The 14,371-nt window shown below is 31.1% G+C and carries 13 protein-coding genes and 1 pseudogene; 12 read left to right on the top strand and 2 right to left on the bottom strand.

Annotation, left to right across the window (positions count from 1 at the left end; all coding sequences use genetic code 11):
• Positions 1-2: 2 nt before the first annotated feature.
• The gene (locus tag AB1282_RS20580) at positions 3-947 is read right to left on the bottom strand and encodes an MBL fold metallo-hydrolase (protein WP_429900247.1); all 945 of its coding nucleotides are present in this window, start codon (positions 945-947) and stop codon (positions 3-5) included.
• Between the two features lie 167 nt (positions 948-1,114).
• On the opposite strand from AB1282_RS20580, the gene AB1282_RS20575 reads away from it, so the two are divergent.
• Positions 1,115-1,597, top strand: a complete 483-nt coding sequence (locus tag AB1282_RS20575) for a glutathione peroxidase (protein ID WP_056466432.1) — start codon at positions 1,115-1,117, stop codon at positions 1,595-1,597.
• 146 nt (positions 1,598-1,743) lie between these two features.
• Here the strand turns inward: AB1282_RS20575 and AB1282_RS20570 are convergent, their stop codons facing one another.
• Positions 1,744-3,972 carry an alpha-galactosidase gene (locus AB1282_RS20570; RefSeq protein ID WP_429900245.1) on the bottom strand — a complete coding sequence of 743 codons (2,229 nt, stop codon included), beginning with the start codon at positions 3,970-3,972 and terminating at the stop codon, positions 1,744-1,746.
• A 292-nt stretch (positions 3,973-4,264) separates the two neighbouring features.
• Between AB1282_RS20570 and AB1282_RS20565 the strand changes: the two genes are divergently transcribed.
• From AB1282_RS20565 to AB1282_RS20515, 11 genes and pseudogenes are all read left to right on the top strand, one after another.
• Positions 4,265-5,950 carry a DUF6044 family protein gene (locus AB1282_RS20565; protein WP_056466426.1) on the top strand — a complete coding sequence of 562 codons (1,686 nt, stop codon included), beginning with the start codon at positions 4,265-4,267 and terminating at the stop codon, positions 5,948-5,950.
• A gap of 25 nt (positions 5,951-5,975) precedes the next feature.
• Positions 5,976-6,959: a glycosyltransferase family 2 protein gene (locus AB1282_RS20560; protein ID WP_429900243.1), complete on the top strand. Its 984-nt coding sequence runs from the start codon at positions 5,976-5,978 to the stop codon at positions 6,957-6,959.
• Positions 6,956-7,393 carry a GtrA family protein gene (locus AB1282_RS20555; RefSeq protein ID WP_056466419.1) on the top strand — a complete coding sequence of 146 codons (438 nt, stop codon included), beginning with the start codon at positions 6,956-6,958 and terminating at the stop codon, positions 7,391-7,393. Before AB1282_RS20560 ends, AB1282_RS20555 begins: the two co-directional genes overlap by 4 nt.
• A gap of 5 nt (positions 7,394-7,398) precedes the next feature.
• Positions 7,399-8,409 (top strand): UDP-glucose 4-epimerase GalE, encoded by a 1,011-nt coding sequence (galE, locus tag AB1282_RS20550; protein ID WP_429900242.1) that lies wholly within the window; start codon positions 7,399-7,401, stop codon positions 8,407-8,409.
• A gap of 150 nt (positions 8,410-8,559) precedes the next feature.
• Positions 8,560-9,207: an HD domain-containing protein gene (locus AB1282_RS20545; RefSeq protein ID WP_056466414.1), complete on the top strand. Its 648-nt coding sequence runs from the start codon at positions 8,560-8,562 to the stop codon at positions 9,205-9,207.
• Positions 9,204-11,093, top strand: a complete 1,890-nt coding sequence (locus AB1282_RS20540) for an ABC-F family ATP-binding cassette domain-containing protein (protein WP_056466411.1) — start codon at positions 9,204-9,206, stop codon at positions 11,091-11,093. Before AB1282_RS20545 ends, AB1282_RS20540 begins: the two co-directional genes overlap by 4 nt.
• 164 nt (positions 11,094-11,257) lie before the next feature.
• Complete coding sequence (locus tag AB1282_RS20535) at positions 11,258-11,647, top strand: single-stranded DNA-binding protein (protein WP_056466408.1); 390 nt, start codon at positions 11,258-11,260, stop codon at positions 11,645-11,647.
• Between the two features lie 55 nt (positions 11,648-11,702).
• Entirely contained in the window at positions 11,703-12,857 is a 1,155-nt protein-coding gene (locus AB1282_RS20530) for a conserved virulence factor C family protein (RefSeq protein WP_429900240.1), read from the top strand.
• Positions 12,857-13,285 carry a BrxA/BrxB family bacilliredoxin gene (locus AB1282_RS20525; protein ID WP_056466401.1) on the top strand — a complete coding sequence of 143 codons (429 nt, stop codon included), beginning with the start codon at positions 12,857-12,859 and terminating at the stop codon, positions 13,283-13,285. The genes AB1282_RS20530 and AB1282_RS20525 overlap by 1 nt, the downstream gene beginning before the upstream one ends.
• A 40-nt stretch (positions 13,286-13,325) precedes the next feature.
• A complete protein-coding gene (locus AB1282_RS20520; protein ID WP_429900238.1) occupies positions 13,326-14,114 on the top strand; it encodes a class I SAM-dependent methyltransferase in 789 nt (262 codons plus the stop codon).
• A 39-nt stretch (positions 14,115-14,153) separates the two neighbouring features.
• Positions 14,154-14,240 (top strand): annotated as a pseudogene (locus AB1282_RS20515) (thymidylate synthase); the annotation flags it as partial.
• Positions 14,241-14,371: the final 131 nt, after the last annotated feature.

Below are 14,371 nucleotides of genomic sequence, written 5' to 3'. Positions count from 1 at the left end.
GGTTAATTTTGATCCATAGCCAGTACTAATCCCATAGCTGAAACTTCCAAATCTAATTTAATAATCTGGAAAACCGGATTACTTTCATCTATATTCTTAATTTGAAGATCTTGTTTTACTTCGTTGTATAATACTTCTGACAGAATCCTACTTTTCTCATAAAAAGCTTTTTCCTTATTTTCTTCAATCGTGGTAGCAGTTAGTTTTATAAAACGATCTAAATATAGTTTTAAAGACGCATATACGAAATTTGTATCTCTAGTTAATCCATAATGACCGAAGCAAATAGCATCCGGATTATACTCTTGAATTTTTTTTGATGAACTTAGAGTTGCTTCGTATGAAAATTGATTAGGTGATGTCGATGGTAAAATAAACGTACCGATTTCCTTTTGAAGCTGTGGATAATAAATACCTAAAGTATCTCCTGTATACATAAATTTACTAGAAGAATCGAAAATTGAAATATGATGATTAGCGTGACCTGGAGTATGTAAAAATGTTAGTTTACGATTTTTACCAATAACAAGCTCTTCACTATCGGCTACCTGATAAATTTTAGTAGAGTCAATTGGAAGGATTGGGTTAAATAAACGATCAAAATCATCACCATAAACTTGTTTTGCACTCGCAATTAATTTTGTCGGATCTTCTAAATGCCTAGCTCCCTTTGGATGTAAAAAAAGAGTTGCATTTGGACATTTTTCCATTAGCAAGCCAGCGCCACCTGAATGATCTAAATGAATATGTGTTACGATAACATTTTTAATTTTTTCAAATGAAATTTGTAACTCTTTTAAACCTTTTAATAAATACTCATGGGAAGGGCTTGCACTTGTTTCAATGATTGTAATATCTTCATCTAATATAATATAGCTACCCGTTCGTTCCTGAAACGATAAATCATATAAATCAATTAAATATGTATTAAACCCTAAATCTTGCATACACTTACCTCCATTCTTTAGTTAAAAGGTGAAGAAATTAGTTTAATTAAACTATAATTTAAATACTAATAGGTTTGAAGGTTTTTTTCAAAATATAGTAATTAGAATAGACTTTTTGATGGAAAATAATTACTATTAACATTATAAGGAAGAAGGAGGAATGTGAAATGAGTATTTATGATTTTGAAGTAAAAGATAGCAAGGGCGAAGAAGTATCTCTTTCAAATTATAAAGATAAAGTTGTGATTGTTGTAAATACTGCAAGTGCATGTGGATATACTCCTCAATATAAAGATTTACAAGCATTATATGAAGAATATAAAGAAGACGGATTAGAAATTCTTGGTTTTCCATGTAATCAATTTATGAATCAGGAGCCAGGTTCAAATGAAGAAATTCAAAGTTTTTGTGAATTGAATTTTGGTGTAACCTTCCCTGTTTTTGCAAAAATTGATGTAAATGGTGACAAAGCAGATCCACTATTTAAATATTTAAGCTCAAAAGCTCCTGGTATTATGGGGTTAAAATCAATAAAATGGAATTTTACTAAATTTATTATTAATAAAAATGGTGAAGTCATTGAACGATTTGCTCCTCAAACAAATCCTCAAGAGATGAGAGCGACAATTGAGGAATTATTGAAAGCTTAAGAACCTTTTTTAATATTGAATGGTTTTCGACCATATCAAAACGCTTGTGTTTATCGCACATCTGCAAGATTTATTGCACGAAAAGACAAGCGTTTGATTGGTCAATATATCATTTTTATAAGACATTAAGTACTAGTTTCGTTCAATTAATCACAACAAACAAGATGAAAGATGCAAGATTGGAAATCACCTGCTCGTTTTGCAATTTTTTTATTGGCACCATTAAATTCGGGTGGTAAGGGGACTCCATTTTCCATTAATTCGTTTCCATAAAAAGTGCGATTTGTATTGTTTAGTAAATATTTCGTATTTGGATTTAAACCTGTCAGTTTTAAAGTCTGGTACTTCGGTGGATTTGGACTTGCTAATATCTTGTACCAGCCTATAATGGCTTCATTTTTGTTTTTACTTACTACCATCCAAGCTACTTCGTTATCCTTAAAAGGATCAAGTAACCGATAAAAATCTCCGTTCATCATTAATGATCGGTGCTGTTTGTAAAATTGTATTTGCGATTTAATTTCTGTTTTTTCTTGTTTTGTAAGTATCGAAGGATTTAATTCATAACCAAATGTTCCAAAGAATGCGACATTGGCTCTAATTGATAATGGGGTATAACGTAATGTTTGATGATTAGGTGATGCTGATACATGTGATCCGATGCTAGAAATTGGGTATGGTAGTGAGGTACCGTATTGAATTTTTAATCGTTCAATTGGATCTGTATTATCACTAGCCCATACTTGGGGTGCATAAAACAATAAACCAGGATCAAATCGACCACCACCGCCAGCACATGATTCAAATAACACATTTGGAAAATCACTTACTAGTCGTTCATATAATTCATACACACCTAAAATATACCGATGAAAAAATTCATCTTGTTGATCATTAGCTAACTTCTTAGAATAAGCCTCAGTAATATTTCGATTCATATCCCATTTTATATAGTCCAAATTTGTATTTTTTATAACATCTGCCATTTTTTTATAAATATGATCGACAACTTCCTTTCTCGTGAAATCTAAGACTAGTTGATGCCTTCCTAAAGAAACTTGTCGATTAGGTGTACAAATAATCCAATCAGGATGATTTTTAAATAAATTACTATTTTGACTAACCATTTCAGGCTCAAACCAAAGACCAAATTTTAAACCTAACTCTTTAATTTGATTTGCAAAACTATTTATTCCTTTAGGGAATTTTTCTGTATTTGAATACCAATCGCCTAGAGAGCTAGTTGCATTATTTCTTTTACCAAACCAACCATCATCTAATACAAATAATTCAATCCCAAGTTGTTTTGCTTCTCTTGCGATTTGAAGTAAGGATTCTTCATTAAAATTGAAATAAGTGGCTTCCCAATTGTTTATTAATATAGGTCGTTCATTATTTTTCCATTTTCCACGAATTAAGTTGTTTCGATATAAATCATGATAAGTTTGACTCATTCCGTTCATTCCTTGATCAGAAAACACCATCACTACTTCAGGGGATTGAAAGTGTTCGTTTTCAGATAATTTCCAGGTAAATCGAAACGGATGTATTCCCATCGTGATTCGAGTCATATCATAATGATCAACTTCAGCTTGAGCAATAAAATTTGAGCTATAAACTAAATTAAAACCAAATACTTCACCATGATTTTCTGTAGTCTCCTTTCTTCTAAAGGCAAGAAATGGGTTATGTTGATGTGAACTTGAGCCTCGCAAACTCGAGATTCCTTGTGTACCCATCACTAACTGACGTTCCTTTATATGTCTCTCTCTAGACCATGCACCACTTAGCTGAATCATCATGAAATCATGGTCAGGAAAATCAATCGTTGCACTCATGAATCTCTCTAAATAAAATGGTTCAATTCCTTGGTTACAAATATATGCACTTCGAGTAATAACTGATAAATCTTTAAATATTGTATAGGAAATGACAAGCACAGCTTTAAGAATTGAGTCTTCAAGAACAATCTGAATTGTTTCAGCATCTTCTTCATTTTCTGTATAAGTGGCAGGTAAACCTTGTAAAATTGGTTTCCCTTTTGTAATTGTAAAATCTTTATAGATAAAGTTAGTAATATGGCTACCGTTTAACTGACGAATACTTAATGCCGGTTCACGATAGTCAGAAGTGCCATATACGGGATATTCCTGTCTAATCGTTTCAAGACTAATTGATCGATCAGCATAATAATAAGAAGTATATGTTGTAGAAGAATTGTCATTTTGGATATGAGTAAAATTTGAATGAATGTCAATTGCTTTTCCAAAATACAAAGACCCAAGTTGACCATTTTTCATGACATAAAATACATAACTAATTCTTCCGTTTGTTAGATGAAACTTTTTTTGTTCGTCATCCACAAAAATCAGCATGATTACACCTCTAGTACATGATTTAATGAATTCTAAAAACTTTATATATTATTAAAGAAATTAATCTAATCAAATTTTTATGCACATAATAAAATGAATATTTTTTACTTATGAAAATAATAAGGCAAATTTAAATGAAATTTTAGTCAAATTTTCATCTGATTTTCAGAAAAGAATTTTAATATTAATAGATATGAGAAAGAGCTAGTAATGATATAACTAAAAAGATAAAGCGAGGGAAATATTAATCAGTAATCAAAAAACAATATATAAACAAAGTGGTGTAATAAATATGAAACTATTTAAGAAACTAAGCCAGGAAAATAAACATTTAGTGATTGCAACAATCTTAATGATCATTTATGTTTCTCCACTTTTCATATTAGGAGAAAATGCTCACATTAGAGTACATGATAATTTAGATTCAAACATTGCATGGTATAAAACACTTAAAAATTCAGGGCAATTATTTGGTAAATTAAATTCTACAATCCCACAGATCATTAATGGATTGCCTAGAAATGCTTATGGAACGGAATTTAGTGGTATTCAGTGGCTAAATAATCTCTTTTCGCCGATGCTAGCTTATTCCATCGGACAGACAATTACTAGATTTTTCGCGTTTTTTGGGATGTATATCCTGTTAAGAAAGCATTTTATAACATCAAAGGAAAATTACCTTATTAGAGTATGGGTCTCACTTGCATTTGCACTAACGCCATTTTGGCCGTCCGGAATGCTAAGTACATTGGGAATGCCACTAGCACTTTGGGCGTTTCTAAATATAAGAATTGGGAAATATTCTTGGAAAGACTGGATTACCCTTATTTTATTACCTTTCTATTCTAGTTTTGTATTAGGATTCTTTTTCTTTTTAGTATTTATGGGATTGCTATGGTTAAGAGATGTATTTGTAAAAAAGAAAATCAATCTAGTGTTCTTTTTAAGTATTTTATTAATGACTTTAATGTATTTAGCAATAGAATATCGCCTTGTATTCTCATTAGTCATTCCATCTGAACCAACAAGTAGAAACGAGTTTGTAAGCTCTACATTGGGTTTTTGGCATACGATTCGATTAGTGTTTAAGAATTATTTTTTAGGACATACACATGTACTAACACTTCACACTCTAGTCATTGTTCCTTTATCTTTTATTGTATTCTGGACTTTAAGAAATAAAAAAAGAGGAATTATAGAAAAAAGGTTTCTATCCTTATTTATTCTTAATTTTTTATTATCCGTTTGGTACGCCTTTTGGTTTTATAAAGGATGGAAGCCAGTAAAAGAACAATTTCAGCTTTTAAATACGTTTAATTTTGCTAGATTTCATTTTTTAAGACCTTTAATAATCTATTTAATGTTTGCTGTTGGAGCCTATCTTCTTTGGTTAAAGGGAAAAGGTTGGCAAAAGTTTGTGAAAATTTGTTTAGTAGTCCAAGTAATCGTAATGTTTTGTGCGAATGACGAGATTGTCTATCGAGTTTCGGGGAAACCATCTTTTAAACAATTTTATGCTGTAAATCAATTTAGTGAAATCTCCAAATATATTGGTAAACCTAAAAATAGTTATCGAGTTGCAAGTATAGGCATTCACCCTGCGATTGCTCAGTACAATGGTTTTTACACACTCGATACATATAATAATTTTTATTCGTTAAAATATAAACACGAATTTAGAAAAATAATTGCACCTGAACTTGAAAAAAGCCCCTTACTTGAAAATTACTTCGATCATTGGGGTGGAAGATGCTATTTATTTGTAGCTGAACTAGGTAAAAATTATGAATTTAAAAAGAACTCGAACGTAAAAATCCATCATTTACAACTAAATATTAACGAATTTAAAAAGTTGGGTGGGGAATATATTTTTGCGGCTGTCCCAATAGAAAATGCTAATAGTAATGGACTTAGATTGATGAAGACTTTTGATGATGTTCATTCAGCATGGCGCATCTATCTATACGAAGTAAAATAACCACTTTATAAGGACGTGATTATATATGATACCTTTATTAACAATTGTTGTACCTTGTTACAATGAGCAGGAAGTTTTTGAAGAAACAGCCTATCAACTCACTTACTTAATTGAAGAATTAATTTATGATTCTCTTATTTCAGATGATAGCAAAATTCTATTTGTAGATGATGGAAGTAAGGATCGAACATGGGAACTAATAGAAAAAGAAAGTATCGATAATTTATTTGTTAAAGGATTAAAGCTTGCTAAAAATGTAGGGCATCAAAACGCACTAATTGCTGGGCTTGAAATTGCTTATAAGCAATCCGATTGTGTAGTTTCAATCGATGCGGATTTACAAGATGATATTAATGTAATACGTAATTTTGTAGAAAAGTATAAAGAGGGTTTTGATATTGTTTATGGCGTAAGAGACAGTAGAGAAACAGATACCTTTTTTAAGCGTTCAACAGCGCTTGGATTCTATCGATTCATGGGGAAAATAGGGATTAATCTAGTTCCTAATCATGCAGATTTCCGATTAATGAGTAAAAGGGCATTAGATGAATTATTCAAATATAAAGAAACTAATTTATTCCTAAGGGGACTAGTTCCTCTTGTAGGGTTTCCATCGACTAATATCTATTACGATCGAAAAGAAAGGTTTGCAGGAGAATCAAAATACCCATTAAAAAAGATGCTCTCTTTTGCGTTCGACGGGATCACATCATTTAGTATAGCCCCGATTAGATTTGTATCACTGCTTGGATTTTTATCCATCATATTTAGTTTGATAGCAGGTGGCTATGCAATAGTTCAACATATATTAGGAAATACGGTTAGTGGATGGCCATCATTAATGGTCTCAATTTGGTTTGTAGGTGGAGTTCAATTATTGGGAATCGGAATGATCGGTGAGTATATTGGAAAGATTTATCAAGAAGTAAAAAATCGACCTAGATACGCTATTGAAACAAATTTATATACAATGAGCGATTCTGAATTAGTAAATAAGGGGCAAAGATGAATAAGACATTTATCCGTTTTATTGCGGTAGGAATTGCAAATACAGTTGTAGGATTATCATTCATTTATTTATTTCTTCATTTATTTGGTTTGTCTTATTGGATTTCAACATTTATTGGAAATTCCATAGGAGCTTGTGTAAGTTATATTTTAAATCGAAATTTTACATTTAAAAGTCAAGGCTCTGTAAAAAAAAGTATTCCATTGTTTATTATAGTCATTTTAACCTGTTATTTTATAGCATTTAATCTCGGAGCTAAAATAATTGATTACATTTTAAATTTACAGGATTTTATCTCTCTAAATTATAAAAATGACTTAGCTGTTTTATTTAGTTCTGGGTTATATACGGTTTTAAATTACTTTGGTCAAAAATTGCTTGTTTTTAAGAATAAAAATATGACCAAAAAACAACTTAAAAACGAAAGAATGTGATTAAAATGAATATTTTAGTACTTGGCGGAGCTGGATATATAGGATCACATGCAGTATACATGCTGATTGAAAATGGCGTAAATGTAATAATTGTTGATAATTTGCAGACAGGAAATAAAGGAGCGATTCATTCAGAAGCCATTTTTTATAATGGGGATATTCGAGATAAGGAATTTTTAAGATCAGTATTTCAAAATGAAAAGATTGATGGTGTGTTACATTTTGCAGCAAATAGTCTAGTTGGTGAATCAATGGAAAAACCGTTGGAGTATTTTAGCAATAATGTATTTGGCACACATATTCTATTAGAAGTGATGAATGAATTTGATGTTAAAAATATCGTGTTTTCATCTTCCGCTGCTGTATATGGTGAACCTAAAATAGTACCTATCTCAGAAGACTGCATTCCAGATCCAACGAACACTTATGGTGAAACAAAGTTAATGATGGAAAAGATGATGAAATGGAGTAGTTTAGCATATGGTATAAATTATGTTTCACTAAGATACTTTAATGTTGCAGGAGCAAAGCCTTCAGCCGAAATTGGAGAAGACCATTCTCCAGAGACTCATTTAATTCCATTGATTTTACAAGTTGCTTTAAATCAAAGGAAAGAGATTTCTATTTTTGGAGATGATTATAATACTCCAGACGGGACGTGTATTAGAGACTATATTCATGTTGAAGACTTGGTGGATGCTCATTTACTAGCACTTAAATACCTTTTTAATGGTGGGAAAAGTGATATTTTTAACCTTGGAAATAATAAGGGGTATTCAGTATTACAAATTGTTGAAGCGGTTCGTCGAATAACTAAGCATCCAATACCATATAAAATCAGTTCTAGACGAGTAGGTGACCCAAGTATTCTAGTTGCTTCTTCAGAGAAAGCTAAAAAAGTATTAGGCTGGACGGTAAAGTATGAAGACATCGATTTAATCATTAGTGATGCTTGGAAATGGCATAAATCGAATCCTTATGGATTTAAGAATAAATATACTACTCAATATCATTAGAATTCTCTCTATATATAAAATCATAATTTGTAAAAACCTTCACCAAAAGTGAAGGTTTTTTCGTAAATTTAATTCTCACTTAACCTATAAATGTTTTACGGTGATAGAAAAATGATATAATATCACTAGTCGATTTATGGAGGTACGAGTATGAATCAACAGGAAATCATTTTACAAATAGAAAATTATGTTCGAAATCTTCATCAAGGTGATAGCTCTGGACATGACTGGCATCATATTGACCGGGTTAGAAATTTAGCTGTACATATTGCTCAAAAAGAAAATGCAAATCAATTCATCGTAGAATGTGCTGCTTTAGTACACGATGTAATAGATGATAAATTACATGATGATCTTGAAGCTCAGAAAACTCAATTAGAATCAGTTCTAAATGAATTATTAAATAGTATTGAAGAAGTAAACGCAATCATGTACATAATTGAAAATATCTCCTATAAAGGAGGAAATGGGGTTATTCCAACCTCTTTAGAAGGTAAAATTGTACAAGATGCTGATCGCTTAGATGCAATTGGAGCGATCGGTGTTGCTAGAACGTTTGCATACGGAGGTAAAAAAGGTCGTAGTATGTTTAACCCAGAGTTTAAAATAAGAGAAAACATGACGATCGAAGAATATAGAAGTGACAAAAGTTCTTCGTTACATCACTTCTATGAAAAAATATTAAAACTAAAAGACTTAATGAACACAAATTCAGCATTAGAATTGGCAGAGGAAAGACATCAATTTGTAGAAAAATTCATCGATGAATTTATGAAAGAGTGGAATTTTAAAATATGAAGATTTTAAGTGTAGAGAATTTAATTAAAACTTATGGGGAAAAAACTTTATTCGATAAAATTTCATTTACCGTAAGCGAAGGACAGAAAATTGGATTATTAGGTATAAATGGAACTGGTAAATCGAGTTTATTAAAAATTATTGCTGGTGTCGAGTCAGCTGATGATGGAAAAATTACTACTCCAAAGGATTATGTAATAAGTTATTTGCCTCAACATGAAGACTTTGATAAAAACCAAACAATTCTTGAAGCAGTATTTGAGAGTGAAGATAAAGTAATGGTTTTAGTAAAATCATATGAAAAAACTTTACAAGCACTTGGAGAAGATCCATCTAATCAAGGATTACAAAATGAATTACTAAAATTACAAGCTGAAATGGATTCATTAAATGGTTGGGATTTAGAAGCAAATGCTAAGACAATTTTATCGAAATTAGGTTTATCAAATTTAAATTTAGACGTTTCATTACTTTCAGGTGGTCAGAAGAAAAGAGTAGCCTTAGCAAAAGCATTAATACATCCAAGTGATTTATTAATTTTAGATGAGCCTACGAACCATTTGGACTATGAATGTATCGTATTTTTACAAGAATACATAAAAAGACTGCAAAACGCAGTATTATTTGTAACCCATGATCGTTATTTTTTAGATGAAGTTACAACAGCATTATTAGAGCTATCAAATAGTAATATTTATCGATATGAAGGTAATTATCAGTATTATATTGAACAAAGAGCTGCTCGAGAAGAGCAAGAGGCAGCTACTAATGAAAAAAGAAACAATTTATTTAGAAGAGAATTAGCTTGGATGCGTAGAGGAGCAAAAGCTAGAACGACTAAGCAAAAAGCTCGTATTCAACGATTTGATGACCTTTCGGGTAAACTAAACAATCAAGAAAAAGTGGAATTAGAGATGAACTTCCAACAAACTCGTTTAGGTAAAAAAGTTGTTGAGTTTATAAATGTTAATAAGTCTTTTAACGAGAAAAAGATATTAGATAATTTTAACTTACTTTTACTTCAAACTGATCGAATTGGAATAATTGGTGAAAATGGTGCGGGGAAGACAACTTTATTGAAAATGCTAGTTGGAGAAGAACAAGTTGATTCTGGTGAAATTGAAATTGGACAAACGGTTAAGGTAGCATACTATACTCAAATACAAGAAAATGTGAATCCAACTATGAGAATGATTGATTATATTAAGGAAGAAGCAGAAGTCATTCATACTCCTGATGGAAAAACAATTTCAGCTTCACAAATGCTTGAAACGTTCTTATTTCCTACTTCATCGCACGGTGTACAATTAGGAAAACTTTCAGGTGGGGAAAAAAGAAGACTATATTTATTAAGACTTTTAATGACTGCTCCAAATTTATTATTACTCGATGAGCCTACAAATGATCTAGATATTGATACTTTAACGGTTTTAGAAGACTATATTGAGAATTTTAGTGGAGTAGTAGTTACCGTATCACATGATCGTTATTTCTTAGATAAAGTTACAAATAAATTATTAATTTTCGAAGGTGAAGGGAAAATTTCATCTACATTAGAAAGCTATACGGATTATTTAGATCGACAATCTAACGAAAAACGTGAAGTCGAAGTTATAAAAGAGACAATTGAAAAACCAGTTTATCAAAAAGAGCAAAAGAAAAAGCGATTAACTTATCAAGAACAAAAAGAATGGGACAACATTGAATCAGACATCGAAAAGCTGGAGAATGAGATTGAGCAACTAAATGAAAAATTACAAGGTGTAGGCTCTAATTTTGATGAAGCTTATAAACTTTCTAAAGATATTGAAGAAAAAGAAGCTGAGTTAGAACAGAAAATGGAGCGTTGGTCAGTTTTAAGTGATTTAGTTGAAAGTTTAAAGTAGATTATTAATTTTGAGTTTTGGATTATGATGTCATTTTACTACTCAAGTTTTTTTATCTCATAATGAATTTTTAAAAATAAATGTTTATTGAAAATACTATTTTCCTTTTTTTACGAACTTACAATAATTTTGTATTGTAGAAAAAAATAAAGGAGATGGTAATAATGATAAACAATGTTGTACTAGTAGGAAGATTAACGAAAGAGCCCATTTTACAAACTACACCGAATGGTAGGAAAACAACTTTTATTAATATTGCTACGAATGTTTATTCAGATTATCTGAAAAAAACGAGAACGAATTATGTATCAGTAAAATTATGGGGTCCCATTGCTGAATATGCTACTAAAAAAGCAAAAAAAGGGATGGAAGTTTCTATTGAGGGAGTTATAAAAACTTCAAGTTATGTAAAGGAATCTGAAAAACCTATTTATGTGACGGAAATAATAGTTGAGAAATTTCACCTTTTTACTCGTCGATCTGAAGAGTTAACTCACAACGCTGTCGAATCAAGTACAAATGAATTTGAAGAATTTGTTAAGGCGTTACAATAGTGAGTTTTTCCTCTTTTTGATAGAATGGACTAAATAACAAGAAGAGGAGATTAAGATGAAAATTAAGTCAATCGAACCAACACCGAGTCCTAATACAATGAAAGTGTTATTAGATGAGGAATTGCCATCAGGAAGTAGAAATCATTATTCTATTGATAATATTGACAAGGCACCATTAATAATTCAAGAAATATTAGGAATTGAAGGAATCAAAAGTGTCTATCATGTGGCTGATTTTATCGCCATTGATCGTAAGTCAAATGCAAATTGGCAAACCATTTTGCTTCAAGTCAGAAATGTATTCGGTGAAGAAGTAAATGATGAAGCTACTAATGAAACGATAATTGATAATCATTTTGGAGAGGTACAAGTATTTGTTCAAATGTATCATAATATACCAATGCAGTTGAAATTAATTGTAAATGGTGAAGAACAAAGAGCAGCCTTACCTCCATTCTATAAAGAAGCAATTATGAAACTAACAACATCTGCCTCAAATGTTGTATTTGAAAGACAATGGATTGATTATGGAATTCGTTATGGTGAATTATCAACAATTGAGAAAGAAATTATTGATGAATTAACGGCTACTCACACTGAAAACGATATAAAGAATATCGTGAACGAAGTGAGTACGAATGATTCTACTAATGTTGAGAAAAAAGAAGTTCCTAAATTTGAACCATTTACTGCAGATATTTTTGAAGAAAAAGATTGGAAAAAAAGGTATGCGAGATTTGTAAAAATCGATCCTACACTTGAAAATTTACCATTATTAGAGATTGCATTAAAAGATGAACATGTTTCAATAAGAAGATTAGCTACAGCTTATTTAGGTATGTTAAAATCAGAATTAGTGTTACCTTATTTATATGAGGCTTTAAAGGATAAGGCAGTGGGTGTAAGACGAATTGCTGGAGATTGTCTATCAGACTTAGGATTTGAAGAAGCAATGCCAGCTATGATTGAAGCATTAAAAGATCCTAGTAAATTAGTTAGATGGCGTGCAGCAATGTTTCTTTTTGAGCTAGGTGATGAAAGTGCAATACCTGCGTTAAAAGCCGCATTAGAAGACCCAGAATTCGAAGTGAAATTACAAGTTCAGCTTGCTTTACATCGAATTGAGAATGGTGAGGAAGCACTAGGTTCAGTTTGGAAACAAATGACTGAGCGTAATAAAATAGAAAATGACAAAGGAGAAACAAACTAATGAATGCATATGATGAGTACATGAAAGGGATCGTAAAACCAATGAGAGAGGAATTAACTTCAAATGGTTTTACAGAATTAACTACTGGGGAAGAAGTCGAGTCATTTATGAATGAATTAAATGATACTGCTTTTTTTGTAATCAATTCAGTTTGTGGTTGTGCTGCTGGACTTGCTAGACCTTCTGCAGTCCAAGCTGTTATTGATTCAGAAAAGAAACCTGCTAATGTTATGACAGTGTTCGCTGGACAAGATAAGGAAGCTACTGCAACGTTAAGAGAATATTTAGCTGACTTCCCACCATCTTCACCATCAATGGCAGTATTTAAAGGTAAAGAGGTAGTTGGCTTTATTCCTCGTGAACAAATCGAAGGTTCAACTCCTGAAGACATTAAAGCAAGAATTCAATCGATATTTGCACAAATGTAAAAAGAGGATTTTCCTCTTTTTTTCTTAATTAAGGAGACATATGATTATTACAACTTGTTTAAGACCAGATGTTTATTTAGAAAAGGAAGCTGAGAAAATTGCTTCAGACTTAAATGGACAGCTAATTTTCCGAAAGGAATTTAGCATTGAAGAAATCTATGGTCAATTTAAAAAACCTATACTTATATTAGGTAAAAATAGATTAGAATGGTATGAGGATGACGAAGCAATTCCGTATTTTTTTCACCCGAATTCCTCAGTTTTTAGAATTAGGCGATTGATGAAGGGTGAACATGATCCTTTTTGTGACGCTTGTTTACTAACAAAAGGTGATTCAATACTAGATTGTACACTTGGAATGGCTTCAGATAGTATTGTTGCAAGCTATGTTGTAGGTGACCAAGGTAAAGTTTTAGGCTTAGAGAAAAACCAAATTATCGCTTACCTTACTAAGAATGGCCTAAAAACAAATAAACAGAACATTATAGATTGGTCGAATATCATCAACAAAATTGAAGTGAAAAATATAGATTATAAAACTTATTTGAAGACACTTCCAGATCAATCTTTTGATATCGTTTATTTTGATCCGATGTTTGAAAAAAATATTGAAGCCTCTTCGGGTATTGCAGCATTAAAAAATTTAGCTTCATATGATGACCTAACATATGAAGTAATCAATGAAGCAAAGCGAGTTGCCAAAAAAAGGGTAGTGTTGAAAGATCATTTTAGAAGTGAAAGATTTAAAAAATATGGATTTAATCAATTAATTCGCAAATCATCAGAATTTCATTTTGGTTATATTGAAATTAATGCAGAAGATCATTAAGAATTAACAATACATAATTAGGAGGCTAATATGAAGTAATACTTAGATTTATGTAAACACGTATTAGACAATGGCATGACAAAAACAGACCGTACTGGAACAGGAACAATTAGTACATTAAGTTTTTTAATCGAATTAAAACAAACTCAGGTTCATGCAGAATAATTGTTTCTGCTTGGAATGATGGAAAACTTTCTTATCAGCTTAATCAAAGAAGCGCGGAAATATTTTTTTTAGTTAACGAAATTTAATTAATG

The sequence above is a fragment of the Gottfriedia sp. S16(2024) genome, assembly GCF_050473765.1.
Classification (GTDB): Bacteria; Bacillota; Bacilli; order Bacillales; family Bacillaceae_G; genus Gottfriedia.
Note: the sequence above shows the minus strand (reverse complement) of the source record. Positions and strands in the feature narration are given on the sequence as shown.

Excerpts from the sequence above, each read along its gene's own strand:
- AB1282_RS20535 (WP_056466408.1), top strand. The coding sequence starts at position 11,258 with ATGATAAACAATGTTGTACTAGTAGGAAGATTAACGAAAGAGCCCATT.
- AB1282_RS20520 (WP_429900238.1), top strand. The coding sequence starts at position 13,326 with ATGATTATTACAACTTGTTTAAGACCAGATGTTTATTTAGAAAAGGAA.
- AB1282_RS20525 (WP_056466401.1), top strand. The coding sequence starts at position 12,857 with ATGAATGCATATGATGAGTACATGAAAGGGATCGTAAAACCAATGAGA.
- AB1282_RS20555 (WP_056466419.1), top strand. The coding sequence starts at position 6,956 with ATGAATAAGACATTTATCCGTTTTATTGCGGTAGGAATTGCAAATACA.
- AB1282_RS20545 (WP_056466414.1), top strand. The coding sequence starts at position 8,560 with ATGAATCAACAGGAAATCATTTTACAAATAGAAAATTATGTTCGAAAT.
- AB1282_RS20580 (WP_429900247.1), bottom strand. The coding sequence starts at position 947 with ATGCAAGATTTAGGGTTTAATACATATTTAATTGATTTATATGATTTA.
- AB1282_RS20560 (WP_429900243.1), top strand. The coding sequence starts at position 5,976 with ATGATACCTTTATTAACAATTGTTGTACCTTGTTACAATGAGCAGGAA.
- AB1282_RS20530 (WP_429900240.1), top strand. The coding sequence starts at position 11,703 with ATGAAAATTAAGTCAATCGAACCAACACCGAGTCCTAATACAATGAAA.
- AB1282_RS20540 (WP_056466411.1), top strand. The coding sequence starts at position 9,204 with ATGAAGATTTTAAGTGTAGAGAATTTAATTAAAACTTATGGGGAAAAA.
- AB1282_RS20575 (WP_056466432.1), top strand. The coding sequence starts at position 1,115 with ATGAGTATTTATGATTTTGAAGTAAAAGATAGCAAGGGCGAAGAAGTA.
- AB1282_RS20570 (WP_429900245.1), bottom strand. The coding sequence starts at position 3,972 with ATGCTGATTTTTGTGGATGACGAACAAAAAAAGTTTCATCTAACAAAC.
- galE (WP_429900242.1), top strand. The coding sequence starts at position 7,399 with ATGAATATTTTAGTACTTGGCGGAGCTGGATATATAGGATCACATGCA.
- AB1282_RS20565 (WP_056466426.1), top strand. The coding sequence starts at position 4,265 with ATGAAACTATTTAAGAAACTAAGCCAGGAAAATAAACATTTAGTGATT.